General features: G+C 60.7%; 16 protein-coding genes. All 16 read right to left on the minus strand.

What is annotated here, in order from left to right:
* Positions 1 to 277: 277 nt before the first annotated feature.
* Positions 278 to 1,543, minus strand: a complete 1,266-nt coding sequence (gene tyrS / locus HMPREF3145_RS08965) for a tyrosine--tRNA ligase (RefSeq protein ID WP_070422900.1) — start codon at positions 1,541 to 1,543, stop codon at positions 278 to 280.
* Positions 1,544 to 1,561: 18 nt separating this feature from the next.
* Positions 1,562 to 1,741, minus strand: coding sequence for a Trm112 family protein (locus tag HMPREF3145_RS08970; RefSeq protein ID WP_070422901.1), 180 nt, complete (start codon positions 1,739 to 1,741; stop codon positions 1,562 to 1,564).
* Positions 1,738 to 2,388, minus strand: a complete 651-nt coding sequence (locus tag HMPREF3145_RS08975) for a hypothetical protein (RefSeq protein ID WP_070422902.1) — start codon at positions 2,386 to 2,388, stop codon at positions 1,738 to 1,740. Before HMPREF3145_RS08975 ends, HMPREF3145_RS08970 begins: the two co-directional genes overlap by 4 nt.
* Positions 2,375 to 3,964 (minus strand): VWA domain-containing protein, encoded by a 1,590-nt coding sequence (locus tag HMPREF3145_RS08980; RefSeq protein ID WP_070422903.1) that lies wholly within the window; start codon positions 3,962 to 3,964, stop codon positions 2,375 to 2,377. Before HMPREF3145_RS08980 ends, HMPREF3145_RS08975 begins: the two co-directional genes overlap by 14 nt.
* Entirely contained in the window at positions 3,964 to 5,151 is a 1,188-nt protein-coding gene (locus HMPREF3145_RS08985; protein ID WP_070422904.1) for a hypothetical protein, read from the minus strand. Before HMPREF3145_RS08985 ends, HMPREF3145_RS08980 begins: the two co-directional genes overlap by 1 nt.
* Positions 5,152 to 5,199: 48 nt before the next feature.
* Positions 5,200 to 6,636 (minus strand): argininosuccinate lyase, encoded by a 1,437-nt coding sequence (argH, locus tag HMPREF3145_RS08990; RefSeq protein ID WP_070422905.1) that lies wholly within the window; start codon positions 6,634 to 6,636, stop codon positions 5,200 to 5,202.
* Entirely contained in the window at positions 6,637 to 7,839 is a 1,203-nt protein-coding gene (locus tag HMPREF3145_RS08995) for an argininosuccinate synthase (RefSeq protein WP_070422906.1), read from the minus strand. It lies immediately after the preceding gene.
* Between the two features lie 65 nt (positions 7,840 to 7,904).
* Positions 7,905 to 8,402, minus strand: a complete 498-nt coding sequence (locus HMPREF3145_RS09000) for an arginine repressor (protein WP_070422907.1) — start codon at positions 8,400 to 8,402, stop codon at positions 7,905 to 7,907.
* A complete protein-coding gene (gene argF, locus HMPREF3145_RS09005; protein WP_070422908.1) occupies positions 8,402 to 9,340 on the minus strand; it encodes an ornithine carbamoyltransferase in 939 nt (312 codons plus the stop codon). Before argF ends, HMPREF3145_RS09000 begins: the two co-directional genes overlap by 1 nt.
* 4 nt (positions 9,341 to 9,344) lie before the next feature.
* Positions 9,345 to 10,523, minus strand: coding sequence for an acetylornithine transaminase (locus HMPREF3145_RS09010; RefSeq protein WP_070422909.1), 1,179 nt, complete (start codon positions 10,521 to 10,523; stop codon positions 9,345 to 9,347).
* Complete coding sequence (gene argB / locus HMPREF3145_RS09015) at positions 10,520 to 11,452, minus strand: acetylglutamate kinase (protein WP_371325706.1); 933 nt, start codon at positions 11,450 to 11,452, stop codon at positions 10,520 to 10,522. The genes HMPREF3145_RS09010 and argB overlap by 4 nt, the downstream gene beginning before the upstream one ends.
* 15 nt (positions 11,453 to 11,467) lie before the next feature.
* Entirely contained in the window at positions 11,468 to 12,628 is a 1,161-nt protein-coding gene (argJ, locus tag HMPREF3145_RS09020) for a bifunctional glutamate N-acetyltransferase/amino-acid acetyltransferase ArgJ (protein WP_070422911.1), read from the minus strand.
* A gap of 52 nt (positions 12,629 to 12,680) precedes the next feature.
* Entirely contained in the window at positions 12,681 to 13,733 is a 1,053-nt protein-coding gene (gene argC, locus HMPREF3145_RS09025) for an N-acetyl-gamma-glutamyl-phosphate reductase (protein ID WP_070422912.1), read from the minus strand.
* 54 nt (positions 13,734 to 13,787) lie between these two features.
* Positions 13,788 to 16,310 carry a phenylalanine--tRNA ligase subunit beta gene (pheT, locus tag HMPREF3145_RS09030; RefSeq protein WP_070422913.1) on the minus strand — a complete coding sequence of 841 codons (2,523 nt, stop codon included), beginning with the start codon at positions 16,308 to 16,310 and terminating at the stop codon, positions 13,788 to 13,790.
* 14 nt (positions 16,311 to 16,324) lie between these two features.
* Positions 16,325 to 17,395: a phenylalanine--tRNA ligase subunit alpha gene (gene pheS / locus HMPREF3145_RS09035; protein WP_246817574.1), complete on the minus strand. Its 1,071-nt coding sequence runs from the start codon at positions 17,393 to 17,395 to the stop codon at positions 16,325 to 16,327.
* Positions 17,396 to 17,528: 133 nt separating this feature from the next.
* Complete coding sequence (locus HMPREF3145_RS09040) at positions 17,529 to 18,347, minus strand: TrmH family RNA methyltransferase (protein WP_070422915.1); 819 nt, start codon at positions 18,345 to 18,347, stop codon at positions 17,529 to 17,531.
* Positions 18,348 to 18,432: the final 85 nt, after the last annotated feature.

Raw genomic sequence — 18,432 nt, forward strand, 5'->3', positions numbered from 1 at the left:
AACAACACCAGCACACCCAACAACCACAACTTACAAAGTCACGGCCGTCAAAGCGGCGGAACCAGAGACTACAACACAACGTAAACCAAAGTCAAACCCAAGTTCAACAACCGTTTACCTTGCACAGCAACCTCATGAAATTAACTTGTTCCCTCTCGCCAGCCCCTCAAGGCCGCTCGAAGCAACGGATGAAGATATAACCACGAACTCACAAACAACACAAACACCCAGGCAGATGGTGGTTTCTGCCTGGGTGGTGTCGTCGATAAGCAGTTGCTTATGCGCGCTTAGCGCCTGCGAAGTTCTTCTTGCCTCGGCGCAGGACCAGCCATGTGCCGTGGAGGAAATCCTGGTCAGACGGCGCCCACGCCTCGTCTTCGACGCGCTCGTTGTTCACGTACACGCCACCTTCCTTGATGGAGCGGCGCGCTGCACCCTTCGACTCTGCAAGACCAGCACCGACGAGAAGCTCCACGATATCCGTGGTTTCGCCGGCTGGGATCTCAAAGACAGAGGTTTCAGAGACTGCCGATGCGAGGGTCTTCTCGTCGAGGTCAGTAAGTTCTGCGCGACCGAACAGAGCTTGCGATGCGAGTTCGACAGCCTCACGGGCTTCCTTGCCGTGGACCAGATCGGTCATCTCCTGCGCCAAGCGACGCTGGGCTTCACGCTTGAATGGGCGCTCCGCCACTTCGGTCTCCAGGCGGTTGAGCTCTTCCTGGTCAAGGAAGGTGAACCAACGCAGGTAACGGATGACATCGGCGTCCGCAGTGTTTACGAAGTACTGGTACCAGGTGTACGGACTGGTCATCTCGGGATCCAGCCACAGCGAGCCGCCACCAGTGGACTTGCCGAACTTCTTACCTTCGGAATCCGTCACCAGCGGAACAGTCAACGCGTGAACCTGCTCGCCGTCCATACGACGATTCAGGTCAACGCCCGCAACGAGGTTGCCCCACTGATCGCCGCCGCCAACCTGCAGCACGCAATTGTGGTTGCGGCGCAGCTGCACGTAGTCATTCGCCTGCAGCAGCATGTAGGAAAACTCGGTGTAAGAAATGCCGTCGTTCTCCAGACGACGCTTCACCGTGTCGCGGCCGAGCATCGTGGACAGCGAGAAGTGCTTGCCCACATCACGCAGGAACTCGATAACGCCAAGGTCTTTAATCCAGTCGTTGTTGTTGACCAGGCGTGCTGCATTGTCGCCATCAAAGTGCACGAAGCGCTTGAGCTGGCCGCTGATCCGGTCCGCCCAATCACGGACGGTGTCCGCGGAGTTCATAGAACGCTCCCCCACATCGCGGGGGTCACCGATCATGCCGGTAGCGCCACCAGCAAGCACGATCGGTGTGTGGCCTGCTTCTTGGAAGCGGCGCAGCATGAGCAGCGGAACGAGGTGGCCGGCGTGCAGCGAGGGACCAGTCGGGTCGAAGCCGCAGTACAGCACGATCGGCTGCTCGGTTTCCTTCCGCAGTGCGTCGAGGTCCGTGGACTGGTTGATCAGCCCGCGCCACTCAAGCTCATCAATGATGTTTTTGCTCATTGGGTTTTTCTCCGTCTTCTACTTTGCCGAGATGTATGGCTCTGCTTCGTCGATGAGCAGAACTGGGATGCCGTCGTCAATGCGATAGGCAATGCCGAGGCGTTCGTTGACCAGCAGCTCCCGCTCTTGGTCATACTCCAGCGTTCCCTTGTCTTTGGGACACGCGAGGACGTTAAGAAGCTTCGGATCCAGACTCATGCTTTCGGATCGTACCCGCTGCCTCCGTGGTAGCTGTCGTCGAGTCCGGGCAACTCACCGAGCTCTTGACGCAGGAACTGCGCTTGTGAATCCATGGCGCGCAGATTGTCGTCCAAAATCCCCTGCTGCACCCGCTCAGCAGCGCGAGTGAGCGTGGTTAAAGAGTCCACAACCACGCTCACCGCAGACTTGTCTCGGTACTGAGGGGCATCAAGGTACGTATCGACGACCTCCGGGTAGTACACATTGACTACATTCCACATCGTCTGCCGGTGCTTAGGCGTCGGCTCGAGGTGTTCCCACTCGGACAATACGAACTTGGAGGCTTTTTCAAACGCTCGCGCCTGCATCATCACCTGACGTGGTGGCTTCGCCGATTCCAACCGATCAGTCGTTTGCCGCAGCGCATTCTCGAGAACTTGCGACGTGGGCAGGGTTGGTGCTGCTGGAAGTTCCTTGGTTTTCCGGGACGGCGCAAGAGCCGCGCCGGCGCCATACGCGGCCGCCGCGGCGACCGGCCAGAACAGTCCGATACCTACCGCAATATGAACCACAACCACGAGGGTGGCCAGCACCAACCCAAGCTGGTTCTTGGGTGAGGCGAAATACCGGGCTGCTTTTCCCGCAGACGAATTATTGGAATCCACGAATCTCCTTAAAGGCAGCCGCCAGGTCGCCACCAAGCGCGTCAAACACCTCACCACCGGTGAGATCTGCAAGTGCTTGCATCTCTATCGCATTAGCATCGCCGTACAAGATAACGAACACAGGCACGTTGCGCAGCTGTTCTGGCAATGCTTCATACTGCCTCTTGAATTCGACATAGTCTGGGGCAACGGTGCTTTCGCCGTCACTCAGCAGGACTATCGACGGAATACCTCCGTTCGGGTCCGTATTCCTCAATGCCTTCAGCAGGGTCTGATACACCGCGGTTCCGCCCTCAGCCTGGAGACCATCGACGAAGTCAGATAGTTGTTCAGCAGACTTCGGGTCTTCCCGGGAGAAGCGAACTGTCAACGGTTCGTGTGGTGCGAAATCAAAGGCTTGCAACGTGACGGTTTCCCGGTCGCGTAGGGAGACGTCACCGGTGAGTGTTGAAGCGGATCCGTCGATAAGCGAGTGCATGATGCTTTTCAGCGACGCCAACCGCTGCCCTTCCATCGACCCGGAAGTATCTAGCACAAACGTTGTTCGGCCTGGTTTGCGGTAGGAGTTGTCGTACGCATAAAGCAGCTCATCGACGACTCCCTCGTTGGCTGGGAACGGCAGCTCGATGACGTGTTGGTTGGCTATCTCCACCGGCACGTTATCCACGCCGGTCACAGGCCTGCGATAGGTCTGAGCGATGTCCTCTTGGTGTTCCAGGAGCCAGCGCGACAGCTCTTCTACCCGACCCCGCGCGTCTGCATGCGCAGGGTTAGCCAGTGCCGATAACGGGTAATCTGCGGAAATCACGCCATCGGCGGGGACAACAACCTCAATAGGCACACCTTGGGCCTTTAGCTGGTGAAGTGTTGCTTCGTAGTTGATGATGCCATCGCCTCGGGACGAGTCATTGACAAACGTCTCAGCCAGCCACCCGGAAGAACCGGAAACCATAGATTGCGCTTCGAACATTTCCTTGAGCTGTGGCCCAACGCGCTCCAAGTCAGTAGGGGAAATCGCATCGCCGGTGTCTGCGAGCGCAGTCGCCACCGAGACGAGTGCGGAGAATCCCGAGTTCGAGGCTTGCGGGTTGGTCATCCCGAACGTGAACTTGCCGCTTGCGGCAGCGTCGGCAAACTCGGCCCAGGTGGGCTGCTTGGTGTCCCAGCCGAGGCGCTTTGCGCTGTCCTCCCATACACCGAACGCGACGGGGCTTGTGGCAATCTTTGTCTCACCGTCCAACTTGTCGGAGGCGCCGATCAGGTTGACGTAGCGGTTCGTAGCAAACCATGTGGCATCCACTTCCCCATCGAAACCTCCCTGTTTGAGCGTTTGGGAGTTTTCTAAAGTTCCGCCGGGGAACTGCATGTCGATAGTGAAGCCGAGCTCCTCTGCTGCACGATCAACCAATTCTTCGAGGTCTTTGAGCTCGGTTGCAGCGACAATGGTCAGATCGGCATTACCGCTGGGCCCTGCGCCGGATGTATCAGGAGTATTGGAAGTGCCTTCTTCGAAAGTGCTACACGCGACGAGCACCAGAGACATGAACGCAGCAAGCGCCGCGACGAGGCGATTCATTATTCCTCCTCCTTCACCGGTGCGGGTGCTCCGCCATAGCGTTGACCGACACCGTCGATGAGTTGTTCAAGCCTGTCGTAGGAGGGTGGGTCGATGGAATTGACGTAATCCGCAGGCGCATCGAGCCCTCGATCCTCCATCTCTTGGGCCAGGTTGCCTGAGGTCGCGGGCCGGAATCCGTGGTACGCGGCCAGCCTTTGTAGCTCGGGGTCGTTGGTGAGCAGACGACCGAGTTCTCTACCGCCCTCGCTCACCCCGACGATGCCGTGGTTAGCCAGCACTGTCGGACTGAGTTGCAGCAGCACCATATCGTCGCGGATTCGGGAATTATCTCGCATCTGCTCACCAATGAACTGTGCTTCGTACACCATCACCATCGGTACCGCTCCCATGCCTTGGCTGAGGTAGTCCGCAAAAGGGCCAGAGGATGAGGCTTCGCTGTATCCCTGAGCGGTGAAGAAGGGCGCAATCTCGTCGACAAGAAAACCAACGTCATTGGCGCGATCGGGTTCTCGCTGTGCTACCTCCCACGCCAACAGCGACAGATACATCGCGGCGGAGTTTGAGGTGCGGATATCTGTCGAGCGGATCTGTACATTGCGTGGCGACGGAAACGCGTCCCCGAGGTCGCGCCATCGTTTTCCGGAGCGGGCCAAGTCCATGTACTTGTTCACGTCCAGTGTGTAAGCGCCGTTCTGCTCAGCCACGACTCCCTCAGCTACCAGTAGATCCGCAATCGGCTTCCAGCTCGCTACCGCCATCGGGGAGAAGAACGGGAAATCCACCGAGTAGCCACTGCCCTGTTCGCGCACCTTTTGCGTGGCAGGCCCGGAAGACGGGAAAACGAAATCTTGTGCGGCAATATCCGTGGTGGTAGCTATCTGGCGGGACCCCGCTGTTGTCACGCTGACGCTGTAGCCCAACGCTGCAAGTCTGTCCTTGACCTTGGGGTCTTCAAAGAAAGCCCGCTTTTCAGAGCCGATTACTCCGTGGAGTTGCTGCACGTTGCCCTGAGACTGGCGATTTGATTCAGCGCCACTGTCTTTTTCGTCGCCATCACTGCCAAAGGGAAGAAGCCCCCGGCCTAAAGCGACTGCGGCGATGACCACTGCAATAAAAATGAGGCCAAGCACCACGGAGACTGACCGTCCCCGGGGCTTGGCTTCATAGGTATTTGGCGCATCCATATCCCAATGCTAAAGGGAAACTCTGAACTGCGCTCTGCGAACGTGTATTTACTTCTTCCGTACTGGCTGCTCTGCCCACTGGCGCGCAGCCTTGTTCGCTTCGCGCACACGCTCCCGCTGCTCCACCACACGCGGTTTCGCAGTACCGCCGCGGGTATCGCGGGATGCGACCGCCCCATCGACAGTAAGTACCTCGCGCACTTCGGGGAGCAGACGCTTATCGACGCCCGCTAGCTCCTCATCCGTCAGATCCACGAGATCGACACCACGGGATTCTGCGATGCGAACGCAGGCTCCCGAAGCCTCGTGTGCTTCGCGGAATGGAACGCCCTGGCGCACCATCCATTCGGCAAGGTCGGTGGCCAATGTGAACCCTGCTGGAGCCAGTTCGCGCATGCGGTCTTCGTGGAACGTCAACGTGGAAACCAGTCCAGTGAACGCCGGCAGGAGGATGGAGAGCTGCGTGACCGAGTCGACCAACGGCTCCTTGTCTTCCTGAAGGTCACGGTTGTACGCCAGCGGCATAGCCTTCAGCGTGGCGAGCAAACCGGAAAGGTTACCGATCAAGCGACCAGCCTTGCCGCGGGCAAGTTCCGGAACGTCCGGGTTCTTCTTCTGCGGCATGATCGACGAGCCAGTCGACCACGCGTCATGCAGCGTGACGTAACCGAACTCTGGCGTGGACCACGCGATGATCTCTTCGGCGAAACGAGAGATATCAATCGCAATCTGTGCCAGGACGTACGCGGATTCTGCAGCAAAGTCGCGCGATGAGGTGCCGTCGAGCGAGTTGTCGGTTGCAGAATCGAAACCAAGCTCCTCTGCGATCGCCTCTGGGTCGAGGTGCAGCGACGAACCAGCCAGCGCTCCGGAACCGTACGGCGAGACTGCCAGTCGCTTGTCGGCATCCTTGATCCGGTCCAGGTCACGCAGCAGCGGCTGGGCATGCGCCAACAGCGAGTGCGCAAGCAGGATCGGCTGTGCAGCCTGGAAGTGGGTCTTGCCAGGCATGATCGCGTCTGGGTGGGCTTCCGCCTGTGCGACGATCGCGTCGATCAGATCGCTGACATCGAGTGCGACACCCCGCAGGGCATCGCGCAGCCACATCCGGAACATGGCCGCAACCTGGTCGTTGCGGGAACGTCCAGCACGCAGGCGACCACCGATCTCGGGCCCGACACGGTCGATGAGTCCACGCTCCATCGCACCATGGACATCCTCATCGGTCGGCAACGGACCGAACGAGCCGTCGGCAACGTCGCGGCCGAGTTGGTCCAGGCCGTCGAGCATGACGGCGAGGTCGTCGTCGCTAAGCAAACCTGCCTTGTTCAGCACCTTCGCGTGTGCCTTGGATGCGAGCACATCGTATGGCGCAAGCACCCAGTCAAAATGGGTAGACACGGACAGGGCGAACATGGCTTCCGACGGGCCGCCGGAAAAACGACCGCCCCAGAGCGCACCTTCGTTTGTCTTGTGCTGCTCCATTTACTTGCCGGCCTCGCGGTCGCGCTTGTTCGCGATCTGGGAGGACAGACCGTGCAAACGCACGAAGCCCTTGGCCAGGGTCTGGTCGAAGGTATCGCCGGTGTCGTAGGTAGCCAGGTTGAAGTCGTACAGCGAGTGGTTGGAACGACGGCCGTTGACCGTGATCTGGCCAGCGTGCAGGACCATGCGGATATCGCCGGTGACGTGCTCCTGGGTGGACTCGATGAACGCATCCAGGGAGCGCTTCAGCGGGCCGAACCAGAGGCCGTCGTAAACCTCCTCGGACCAGCGTGCATCGATAAGACGCTTGTAGCGAGCCAGCTCGCGCTCAACGGTGACGTCCTCAAGAGCCTTGTGAGCGGTGATCAGCGCGACGGCGCCCGGCGCTTCGTAGACCTCGCGGGACTTGATGCCAACCAGACGGTCCTCAACCATGTCGAGACGGCCAACACCCTGGGCACCTGCGCGACGGTTCATCTCTTCGATTGCTTCGAGGACCGTGACCTTACGGCCGTCGATGGCCACCGGCTTGCCGGACTCGAAGGAGATGATGACCTCGTCGGGAGCGTTGCCGAGCGCCGGGTCCTCGGTGTAGGCGTAGAGGTCCTTTGTCGGCGGGTTCCACAGATCCTCAAGGAAGCCGGTCTCAACTGCGCGGCCCCACACGTTCTGGTCGATGGAGAACGGCGACGCGGCAGACTGCTCAATCGGCAAGTTCTTGCCCTCTGCGTACTCGATGGCCTTATCGCGGGTCCAGGCATAGTCACGAGCCGGAGCGATGATCTCCAGGTCCGGATCCTGGTTCAGGAATCCGACCTCGAAACGAACCTGGTCGTTGCCCTTGCCGGTGCAGCCGTGGGCGACGTGCGTGCCGCCGTACTTGTGACCAGCCTCAACGAGATGCTTGACAATCAGCGGACGCGAAATCGCGGAAACCAGCGGGTACTCGCCCTGGTACATACCGTTCGCCTTGATGGTGGGCAGGCAATACTCCTCGGCGAACTCATCCTTGGCGTCCACAACAATGGACTCCACTGCACCACAGTCCAATGCGCGCTGGCGCACTGACTCCATGTCCTCGCCGCCCTGTCCAAGGTCGAGGGAGACCGCGATCACTTCACCGCCGGTCATTTCAGCCAGGTACGGGATAGCAACGGACGTGTCCAAACCGCCTGAATATGCAAGAACAACGCGATTAGTCATGGTAGAACGATTCTCCTTCAAAAGATTTCATGAATAGTATGAGGTTACCTGCAGGGTAAAACTTTTTAGTCGCTGCCCCGGGCGTGTCCGCCGAAGAGTTCCACGGCAAGTTCTACGCCGGTGAGCGGTTCGCGTGCAAGAACAAAAATTGTGTCGTCGCCAGCAATGCAGCCGACAACCTGGTCGAGGCCTACGCGGTCAATGTAGCTGGCCAAATACTGCGCCGCACCTGGGGGCGTGCGCAGCAGTGCAAGTTGACCCGAGCCATCCACGGATACGACCAACTCGTCAATCATGCGGCGGAGCTTCTCACGGGGGCCAGTCTGCGCGTTTTCAAAACCATCGGCATCGCCGTTGATCGTGTAGTAGGCACGGCCGCCGCCAGATGGGCGGATCTTCTTCGCACCAAGTTCATCCAAGTCCCTCGACAGGGTCGCCTGCGTAATGTCGATGCCTTCTGCGAGCAGCAGCTCCGACAACTGAATCTGCGAGGAAACACGAGTCTGCTCAAGCAACTCGAGGATCCGTGCTTGGCGTGCGGTACGGGATACAGGTTGGGACATTATTGGTGCTCCAGAAGCCAGGTCAGCAACGCTTTCTGCGCATGTAAACGGTTTTCAGCCTCGTCGAAGACGCGCGACTGCGGGCCATCAATGACCTCCGCGGCGACCTCGTTCCCGCGGTACGCGGGAAGGCAATGCAAGAATATTGCATCGTTTGCCGCGCGCGCCATCAGGTCCGCATCAACCTGGTAGGGCAAGAACGGTGTGCGACGATCCTTGCCGTCCTCTTCCATGCCCATCGAGATCCAAGTGTCGGTGATCACGACGTTCGCGTCTTCAGCAGCTGCAACATCATCAGTCACGGTGACTCGGGCGCCGGTTTCTGCGGCGCGCTTCTCGGCGCGCTCGACAAACTCGGCACGCGGCTGGAATTCCTTGGGCGCGATAACAGTGATGTCCATCCCCGCTGTAGCGAAACCGATCAGGTACGAGTTAGCCATGTTGTTGTCACCATCGCCGAGGTACACCGCTTTCAGCCCCTTCAGGCCAGCGGCGCCTTCCTCGGGGCAGAACTCCTCGATGATGGTTTGCAGGTCCGCCAGGATCTGGCATGGGTGCAGGTCATCGGTAAGTGCATTGACCACAGGAACGGTGGCTGCCTCAGCCATGTCCACAAGGTTCTGGTGATCGTAGGTGCGCCACACAATTGCCTGTACGTAGCGAGACAGTACGGCACCGGTGTCCTGGAAGGATTCGCCCTTGCCCATCTGTGCGTGCCCAGTCTCAGTCACAATCGCCTGGCCGCCAAGTTGCGCAATACCGGCGTCGAATGAGAACCGCGTACGCGTCGAGGTCTTGTCAAACAGTACTGCCACTGAAAGCGGCCCTTCCAACGGCCGGTGCGACAGCGGTGCCTTTTTCAGCTCCGCTGCGAGTGCAAGGACTTCAGCCTGTTCTGCTGGGGTGAGATCGTCGTCTGCGAGAAAATGACGAGCCATTGGTCTAGTTCCTTTCTGCGGCTTGTGCGATTGCGGCTGCGAGACGCTCAACCGCCTGCTGGATCTCGTTGTCGCTAATTACCAGGGGTGGGGTGAGTCGGATGACAGTGTCGGACGGCGCGTTCAGAATGACACCGTGTTCGAGCCCATGCTTGACGACGAGCTTCGCAACCGGTTGCTCCAGCACAACGCCCAGCATGAGTCCCCGGCCGCGCACTTCCGCGACGCCGGGAACGTCCGTGGTTTCGTCGATAAGCACTGCTGCTTTGCGACGAACATCGGCCAGGAACCCATCGTCAATAGTGTCCAGCACCGCGTTGGCCGCAGCACACGCGACGGGGTTGCCACCGAAGGTTGTGCCGTGGCTGCCCGGAGTGAACAGTGTCGCGGCTTTACCGCGGGCGATCGTCGCACCGATGGGCAGTCCCCCGCCGAGACCTTTGGCCATGGTGATGACATCCGGCACGACCCCTGCGTCTTCGAAGGCGAAGAAGGTGCCGGTGCGGCCGACTCCGGTTTGGACCTCGTCGGTGATGAAGAGGATGCCGTGCTCGTCGCAAAGCGAGCGCACCGCCTGCAAGAAGCCCTCGGGCGCCGGGATGATGCCGGTTTCGCCCTGAATCGGCTCCAAGATGATGGCGGCAGTATCGGTAGGGTTCTGCTCAACCAGAGCCGTCAGCGCATCAATGTCGCCATACGGGTAGAACTCCACACCCGCGGGCAATGGCGCGAACGGGGCCTGCTTCTCTGGCTGTCCGGTCAGCGCGAGCGAGCCCATGGTGCGGCCGTGGAAACCATGCTCGGCTGCGAGGATGCGCCCCCGACCAGTGAGACGGGCAAGCTTAAATGCGGCCTCGTTGGCTTCTGCGCCAGAGTTACTGAAAAACACACGGGCGGTCTCGTCGCCGACGCGTGCACGGAGCTTCTCCGCCACCTCGACGACCGGCTTCGAGCCGAAGAGGTTGGACACGTGGCCGAGGGTGGCCACCTGCTGCGACACCGCCTGCACGATGGCTGGGTTGGCATGTCCCAGCGCGTTCACGGCGATGCCTGCGAGCATGTCGATGTACGTTTTCCCGTCGGCATCGGTGACGGTAGCGCCATCGCCAGAGACGAGTTCAACCGGCGGGGCTGGGTACGTGTCTAGCAGTGACTCCGACCAACGTGTAGCGAAGTTGCTCATGCCTCATCCTTCCTAAAGATTGTGCCGTCTGGGTAGTGGGTGCGGTCGTAATCGTCGGGAAGCACCATCGTGCCCACACCACCCATTGTCAGCAGTTCGAGCAGTACCGAGTGGGCCACACGACCATCAATAACGTGCGCCGCTTTCACCCCGCCCTGGACCGCGGTCAGGCAGGCTTCCATCTTCGGGATCATCCCGGTATCAAAGCCAGGCAGCATCTTCTCGAGCTCAGCTGCCTCGATCTTGGACAGCAACGAATCGCGGTTTGGCCAATCGGTGTAGAGCCCCTCCACGTTCGTGAGAACTACGAGGCGTTCCGCGCCGATCGCAGCTGCCAGCGCGCCTGCGGCTTCGTCGGCGTTGATGTTGTAGACCTCGCCGTTTTCGCCAGGAGCGATGCCAGAAACGACCGGGATGCGGCCGGCGTCGATGATGTCCATCACCGCTGCCGGATTCACGTCGGTGATTGTGCCGACAAGCCCGATATCCATAAGCTCGCCATCCACTTCGACCTGGCGGCGCTTGGCCGTGAACAAGCCGGCGTCCTCGCCTGAGGTGCCTACCGCGTACGGGCCGTGGGAGTTGATCTTGCCCAGAAGATCACGACCTACCTGCCCGAACAGCACCATGCGCACGACATCCAGGATTTCCGGCGTGGTGACACGGAACCCGCCGACGAACTCGCCGCCGTCGAGGCCCAAACGCTTGAGCATCGCGCTAATCTGCGGCCCGCCGCCGTGCACGACCACGGGCTTTGCGCCAACGGTGCGAAGAAACACCATGTCTGCGGCGAACGCCGCCTTGAGTTCTTCATCAATCATGGCGTTACCGCCGTACTTCACCACCACAATCTTGTCGCGGTAGTGCTGCAGCCACGGCAGTGCTTCGGCAAGGACGGTGGCGCGCTGTTCACTCGTTAGATTAGGCATCAACTCACCCACCTCCTAGCTCGGGTACGCGGAATTGATCTCGACGTAGGCGTGCGAGAGGTCGGTTGTGCGCACGGTTGCGCTGCCCGCTCCCCCGGTGCCCAGGTCCACAACAACGTCGATGTCGGCTCCGCTCAAGTCAACGTCGCGGGCGCCTGGAGCGCCGGTCGACTGCTCGCATACGGTCTGACCATTGAAGGTCACGGAGATGTTCTCCGCATCCATCTCGGCATCGGCCATGCCTACGGCTGCCAGCACGCGGCCCCAGTTCGGATCGGAGCCGAACATCGCTGTCTTCACCAGGCTGTCGCGGCCGATCGCACGCGCTGCGTTGAGCGCTTGTGCATCGTCGAGCGCCCCTTGGACGGTGATCGCGACACGCTTGGTCACGCCTTCCGCATCCGACTGCATCATCGCCGCTAGCTTCGCGCACGCTTCGTGCACTGCGGCGTTGAGTTCTGCTTGCGTTGGGGTCACGCCACTGGCACCGCTTGCCATTGCGACGACCGTGTCGTTGGTGGAGGTCGAGCCATCAATATCCAACGTGTTGAACGTCGTGGCACAGCCTTGCTCGAGCGCAGCCTGCAACGTGGCGCTGTCAGCTTTTGCGTCGGTGGTGATGCAGACAAGCATCGTCGCCAGCGACGGCGCCATCATGCCGGCGCCCTTTCCCATCGCCCCCACAGTCCAGCCGTCACCCTTGACGACGACTTCCTTCGCCACCGTATCTGTCGTCCGAATCGCATCTGCAGCACCCGCCCCATCATCGCCGAGTTGCTTGACGACGACACCGATACCGGCTTCCACCTTGTCCATCGGAAGTGTGTCGCCGATCAGCCCCGTCGAGCAGACCGCAACGTGGGCTGGGTCGACCCCGATGCCTTCTGCGGTAAGACGCTGCATGGCCTTTGCGTCTTCGTATCCTTGTGCGCCGGTACACGCGTTCGCGTTTCCCGAGTTCACAATCAGAGCCTTAATGGTGCCGCCAGCTGCGGCCTCACGGCTCACCTTCACTGGCGCTGCAAACACTTTGTTGCGGGTAAATACGGCTGCGCCGGCGAACTCCGGGCCTTCGTTGACAACCAATGCGAGGTCACGGTTGCCAGACGCCTTGATCCCGGCGCTGATACCTGCAGCGCTAAAGCCCTTCGGTGCGGTTACTCCGGTGGTGGTCATGAATTGTTCGTTTTCCTTTCAACAGGGGTGGAGAGTCGTTGTGAAGTGGCGGTTACGGAGCCACCGCAGCTCGCGATAGTCCTGCCCCTTCGTCCCACCCGAGTGCAAGGTTCATGCATTGCACAGCGGCACCACCAGTGCCCTTGGTCAGGTTGTCGATGGCACTCGTCGCCACCAACTTGCCGGCGTGCTCGTCCACTGCAACCTGCACGGCACACATGTTCGTGCCCACGACATGCTGGGTCTGCGGCTGCGAGCCTGCCGGAAGCAGCCTGACAAACTGTTCTCCCTGGTACGCCTGTTCGTACGCGCTATTTACCGCCTCTGCTGTAATGCCCTGCACCAATGGTGCGGTCACTGTGGTGAGAATCCCACGCGGCAGCGGTGCCAGTACCGGGGTAAAGCTCACGGAAACCCTGGCGCCAGCAACACTCTCGAGATTCTGTTGGATTTCTGGTGTGTGCCGGTGCGTCCCGCCGACGCCATAGGCTTTCAAGGAGCCCATCGTTTCCGCGCCGAGGAGATCCACATTCGCCTTCTTGCCAGCACCTGAGACACCGGAAACGGCGACAATGGTCAGGTCAGGCTCCACGAGCCCAGCCTGGAGTGCTGGCCAGGCCGCAAGCGTTGCCCCAGTGGGGAAACACCCCGGGACAGCGACACGGTTTGCCCCCTGCAGGGCGGCCCGCTGACCCGGCAGTTCGGGAAGCCCGTAAGGCCAAGATCCTGCATGCTCAGAGCCGTAGAAACGCTTCCATTGCTCGGCATCGCGCAACCGAAAATCTGCAGCGCAGTCAATCACGACGACGTCCTCGCCGAGCGCCTGACCGATCTCGGCGGAGTGGCCGTGCGGCAAGCCGAGGAACACAACATCGTGGCCAGCAAGCACATCGATTGTTGTTGGCTCAATGACCCGATCTGCAAGTTCCGGCAGATGCTGCATAAGATCGCCGACCTGCTGGCCAGCGTTCGATGCTCCGGTAAGAGCACCGATCTGAAGCGAACCCGCAAGGTAGGCGGGGTGGCCGAGTAGCAGACGGAGAATCTCACCGCCTGCGTACCCGGTGGCTCCGGCGACCGCAACCTTGATCACACTTTCTGACATAGCGGACAGTGTATCAGTTATGCAGTGCGCCGTAAGTTATTCACGGATTAATATTTACCCGCGCATTTCTGCGCCGAAGCGCTCCTTAGCCAACTCGGCTGCCTTGAGGCGAGCCTCCGAGCCTTCCTCTTCCTTCAGCGTGCGATCGGGCGCACGGAAGGCCAGGCCGAATGCGAGAGACTTCTTGCCCTCGCCGAGGGATTCCGAACGGTAGACGTCGAAAAGCGTTACGTCCTCGACAAGCTCACCTGCGCCCTCAACGAGAGTGCGACGGACGTCTTCAGCCGGAACTTCCTCATCGACGACGAGCGCGATGTCCTGGTGCAACAGCGGGAACGACGACAGGCGCGGCGCCGGAAGACGCTCCTCCAGCGGGATCGCAGTCAGGTCGAGCTCCATCGCGCACGTGCGCGCTGGCAGGTTTAGCTTCTCCAGAATCTGCGGGTGCAGCTCGCCAGCATGGCCAACGACGATACGCTCGCCAGCAGCATCGCGGACAGAGAGTTCCGCACAGCGCCCCGGGTGCCACGGCAGAACCTCGGCAGCGACGATGTCGAGTTCAACACCGCATGCGCGGGCGACGATCTGCGCAGACTGGATCGCGTCCGACCACTCATAGGCGCGCCCATTGCCCCACGGCCCCTCGAGCTCGACGTTGCCGAGCGCCACCGTTGCGGCATGCAGATTCTGCTTTGGCAGCGACTGAATAAGTTCTGCGACAACGTCGTCTGCTGGACGCTGGGTAACGGCCGGCAACGGCGAAACATCCGCGCGCTTCTCAGAGGTCTGTGCAACCGAGTAGAGCGCAATATCGCCACGGCCGCGGGCAACATTGCGGCCTGCTGCCTCGAGCATCGACGGCAGAAGCGTCGTGCCCAAGATGCCGTAGTCAGCATCCAACGGGTTCTGCACCTTCACCGTGTTGCGGCGCGGATCGTCTGCGTCGAGCCCCCACACGTCGAACGTGTCGTTGGCAATAAACGGCGTCGGGATGATCTCCGCGTAGCCGGAGTACGCCAGCGCGTGCGTGACCGCGCGACGGCGACGCTGCAGCGGGCTCAAACCGCGACCACCACGCGGCGTCGGCAGGATCGACGGGATGTCGTCGAGTCCTTCAAGTCGCACAACCTCTTCGACAAGTTCCACCGGAACGGTGATATCGGTACGCCATGTCGGCGGCGTGACCTGAAGGTTCTCACCCTCGCCTGCGATAGTGCAGCCGACCTCCTCAAGACGGCGCACAACCGTATCGCGGGAGTAGTCCACACCGATGAGCTCCGACGGGCGCGAGGCACGCATGGCAATCGGCTCACGCGGTTTAACGTCACCGACAAGCGTACGGCCAGCCTCGATCGAGCCGCCAGCGATCTCGACGAGGAGCGCACAAGCGGCATCCAGAGCGACCTCGACGATGGCGGGGTCAACGCCGCGCTCAAATCGACGAGAGGCCTCCGAGCTCAGCTTCAGGCGACGTGCAGTACGAGCAACAGTCAGCGGATCCCAGGTTGCAGCCTCGAAGTGGACGTTCACGGTGTCGTCGGAAATCTCCGACGTCGTGCCACCCATAACGCCGGCGAGGGACTGGATGCCGTTGTCGTCGCTGATCACCACATCGTCTGCGGTCAGCGTCCGCTCAACGTGGTCGAGCGTTTCAAACTTCTGACCGACCTCAGCATTGTGCACCCGTAAGCCGCCGGAGATCTTGTCGGCGTCGAATGCGTGCATCGGCTGACCAAGCAACAGCATGACGTAGTTAGTCACGTCAGTCGCCGCGTTTACAGAGCGAACACCGCTGAGCATCAGCTCGCGCTGCATCCAGAACGGCGCCTGTGCCTTCGGGTCGATGCCCTTCACAGTGCGCAGGCCGAAGCGCTGCGCCTTCGTCGAGGCCTCAACCTCGACGGGGATGCTCTCGCCTGCCGGCTCCGGAACAGCAGACATATTAACGCCTGCGATCGACGGATCCTGCGCGACATCCTTAAACGCCAGGTCGAAGGCGGATGCGATCTCACGGGTCAGGCCGCGTGCAGACAGCGCGTAGCCACGGTCCGGGGTGACGTTAACCTCGAACACGGTGTCGCCGGAGCCGAGGATCTCGCGAGCGTCATCGCCCGGGGTCGCTGCCCCCTCCTCCAGTGTGATGATGCCTTCGCTCTTTGTAGCCAGGCCAAGTTCTGCTGCGGACGCCATCATGCCGTTCGAAATGTGGTCGTAGGTTTTGCGCGCGGAGATAGCAAAGCCACCTGGCAATACCGCACCCGGAAGCGACACGATGACTAGGTCGCCTTCCTTGAAGTTTCGCGCGCCACAGATGATGCCCTGCAGTTCACCTGTGCCGTTGGCCTGTCCGACATCAACCTGGCAGTAGCGGATGGGCTTCTTAAACCCGGTCAGTTCCTCGATCTCGGCTACTCGGCCAATGACGAGCGGGCCGGTCACCTCAGGCAGCGGCTCGTAGCCCTCGGTCTCAAAACCGACGCGGACAAAACCGGCGTCCAATTCCTCGTCGGAGGGATTGAAGCCCTGGTTGCCTGCCTGATTAAGCAGGCGGGTGATCCAATTCTTGGAAATAAGCATTCTTGGTTCTCCTTTTACGCCTGCACGCCGAACGGAATAGTGAAACGGACATCGCCTTCGACCATGTCGCGCATATCCGACAGGCCATTGCGGAACTGCAGCGTGCGCTCAAGGCCCATGCCGAACGCAAAACCGGTGTACTCCTCCGGGTCGATGCCAACAGCACGCAGCACGTTCGGGTTGACCATGCCGCAGCCGCCCCACTCAATCCAGCCAGCGCCGCCCTTCTTGTTCGGGAACCAAACGTCCACCTCGGCAGACGGTTCGGTAAACGGGAAGTAGTTCGTACGCATACGGGTCTTGGTCTCCGGGCCGAACAGCACCTTAGCCAGGTGGTCGAGCGTACCGCGCAGGTGCGCCATCGTCAGCCCCTTGTCCACAGCGAGACCCTCCACCTGGTGGAACACAGGGGTGTGGGTGGCATCGAGTTCGTCCGTACGGAACACACGGCCCGGGCACGCAATGTAGATCGGCACATCGCGCTCAAGCATCGTTCGCACCTGCACCGGCGACGTGTGTGTACGCATGACCTGCTTGGAGCCTTCTTCGCCGATGTAGAAGGTGTCCTGCAAGGTACGGGCCGGGTGGTCCGGAATGAAGTTCAGCGCGTCGAAGTTGAAGTACTCCGCTTCAACCTCGGGGCCTTCGGCCACTTCCCAACCCATGCCGATGAAGATGTCGGCGATGTGCTCCGACAGCGTAGTGATCGGGTGCATCGCGCCGGCGTAAGCACGTGCGGTAGGCAACGTGACGTCAACCTTTTCCTCACGCAGCTGCTTCTCACGGTGCTCTGCTTCGCGGACCTGGCGCAGCTGGGCATAGACCTTTTCGGCGCGGCCACGCGCCATGTTCACAAAGCGACCAGCGTCCTTACGCTGATCCTTTGGGATAGAGCCCAGCGACTTGCGCGCCTGCATGATTGGGGCCTTCTCCCCCAGGTGCGCGCGATGCGCATCTTCAAGTGCCGCGAGGTCCGCAGCAGCCTCGAACGCAGCAATCGCATCGTCTGCTGCCTGGTTCAGGGCTTCCTCGGTCAGTTCAATATCCGGAAGTTGTGTTGCGTTGTCGGCCACGCTTACGCTCACCCGCGCCTTTCCACAAGTGCTCTGCAGCTCAGGGCGTCTGCAGCGATGTCGGTTCAAAAGCGTCCACCACTTTACCCGTGGAGCCGACACATGAATGCGCCAGGGGCACATGCGGTAGCTGTCAGTGTCGCGACTACCTTTCGTCTGCGTCGAGCGCCTTTGAGGATTCCCAGAGGCACATGGATGCAGCGGTAGCGAGATTCAGCGATTCCGCGCTGCCCTTAATCGGGATGGAGATCCGGTGATCAGCATTGGTGAGAAGCTCATCGCTAAGCCCGTGGGCCTCGTTGCCAAACAGCCACGCTGTTGGGCGTGCAAGCACCTCGTCCGCTTGCGCGAGGGATGTCTCCCCCGACGCCGAGGTTGCCACCGTAGCTAATCCTGCAGAATGCAGCTGCCCAATTACCCGGTGGACATCACGGTCACGTGCCACTGGTACGTGGAACAACGATCCTGCGGTGGAACGCACCACTTTCGGCGACTCTGGATCGACGGTGTCCCCAGCGAAGATGACTGCATCCGCACCCAGCGCATCTACTAGGCGGATGATCGTGCCTGCGTTGCCCGGGTCGTTGGTCTCCACACACACTGCGACTAGACGGGGCCGGCCCTTGAGGATCGACGGCACCGTCCACAGCACCGGCCTACACACCGCGAAAATACCCGTGTTGGTCACCGCGTCGGCGAGGTGCTGAGCAGCTTTGTCGTTGATGGCATGCGTGTAGACATCCATGTAGCCAGCGGCGCGAACGATTTCCTCGAAACGCTCAGCCGCTGCTTCGGTGACAAACAAGTCTGTTGCTGCACCCGTAGCCACCGCCGCTTCCACGGCGTTCTCCCCTTCCGCGAGAAAAGCTTTTGCTTTGCGACGACCCGCCGCGCGTTTCAGCTTCGCAGCGTTGACCACACGCGGGGTGCGCTCAGTAAACGGCTGCTCAAAATCCAATGCCATGGCCGATACCTTACCGCGAACAAAAACCGCCCCGTCCCACCTGGTGTGGTGGGACGGGGCGGTGTGTCGTCGAAAAGCGAAAGCG

It is taken from the genome of Corynebacterium sp. HMSC05C01 (genome assembly GCF_001807155.1).
GTDB lineage: Bacteria > Actinomycetota > Actinomycetes > Mycobacteriales > Mycobacteriaceae > Corynebacterium > Corynebacterium coyleae.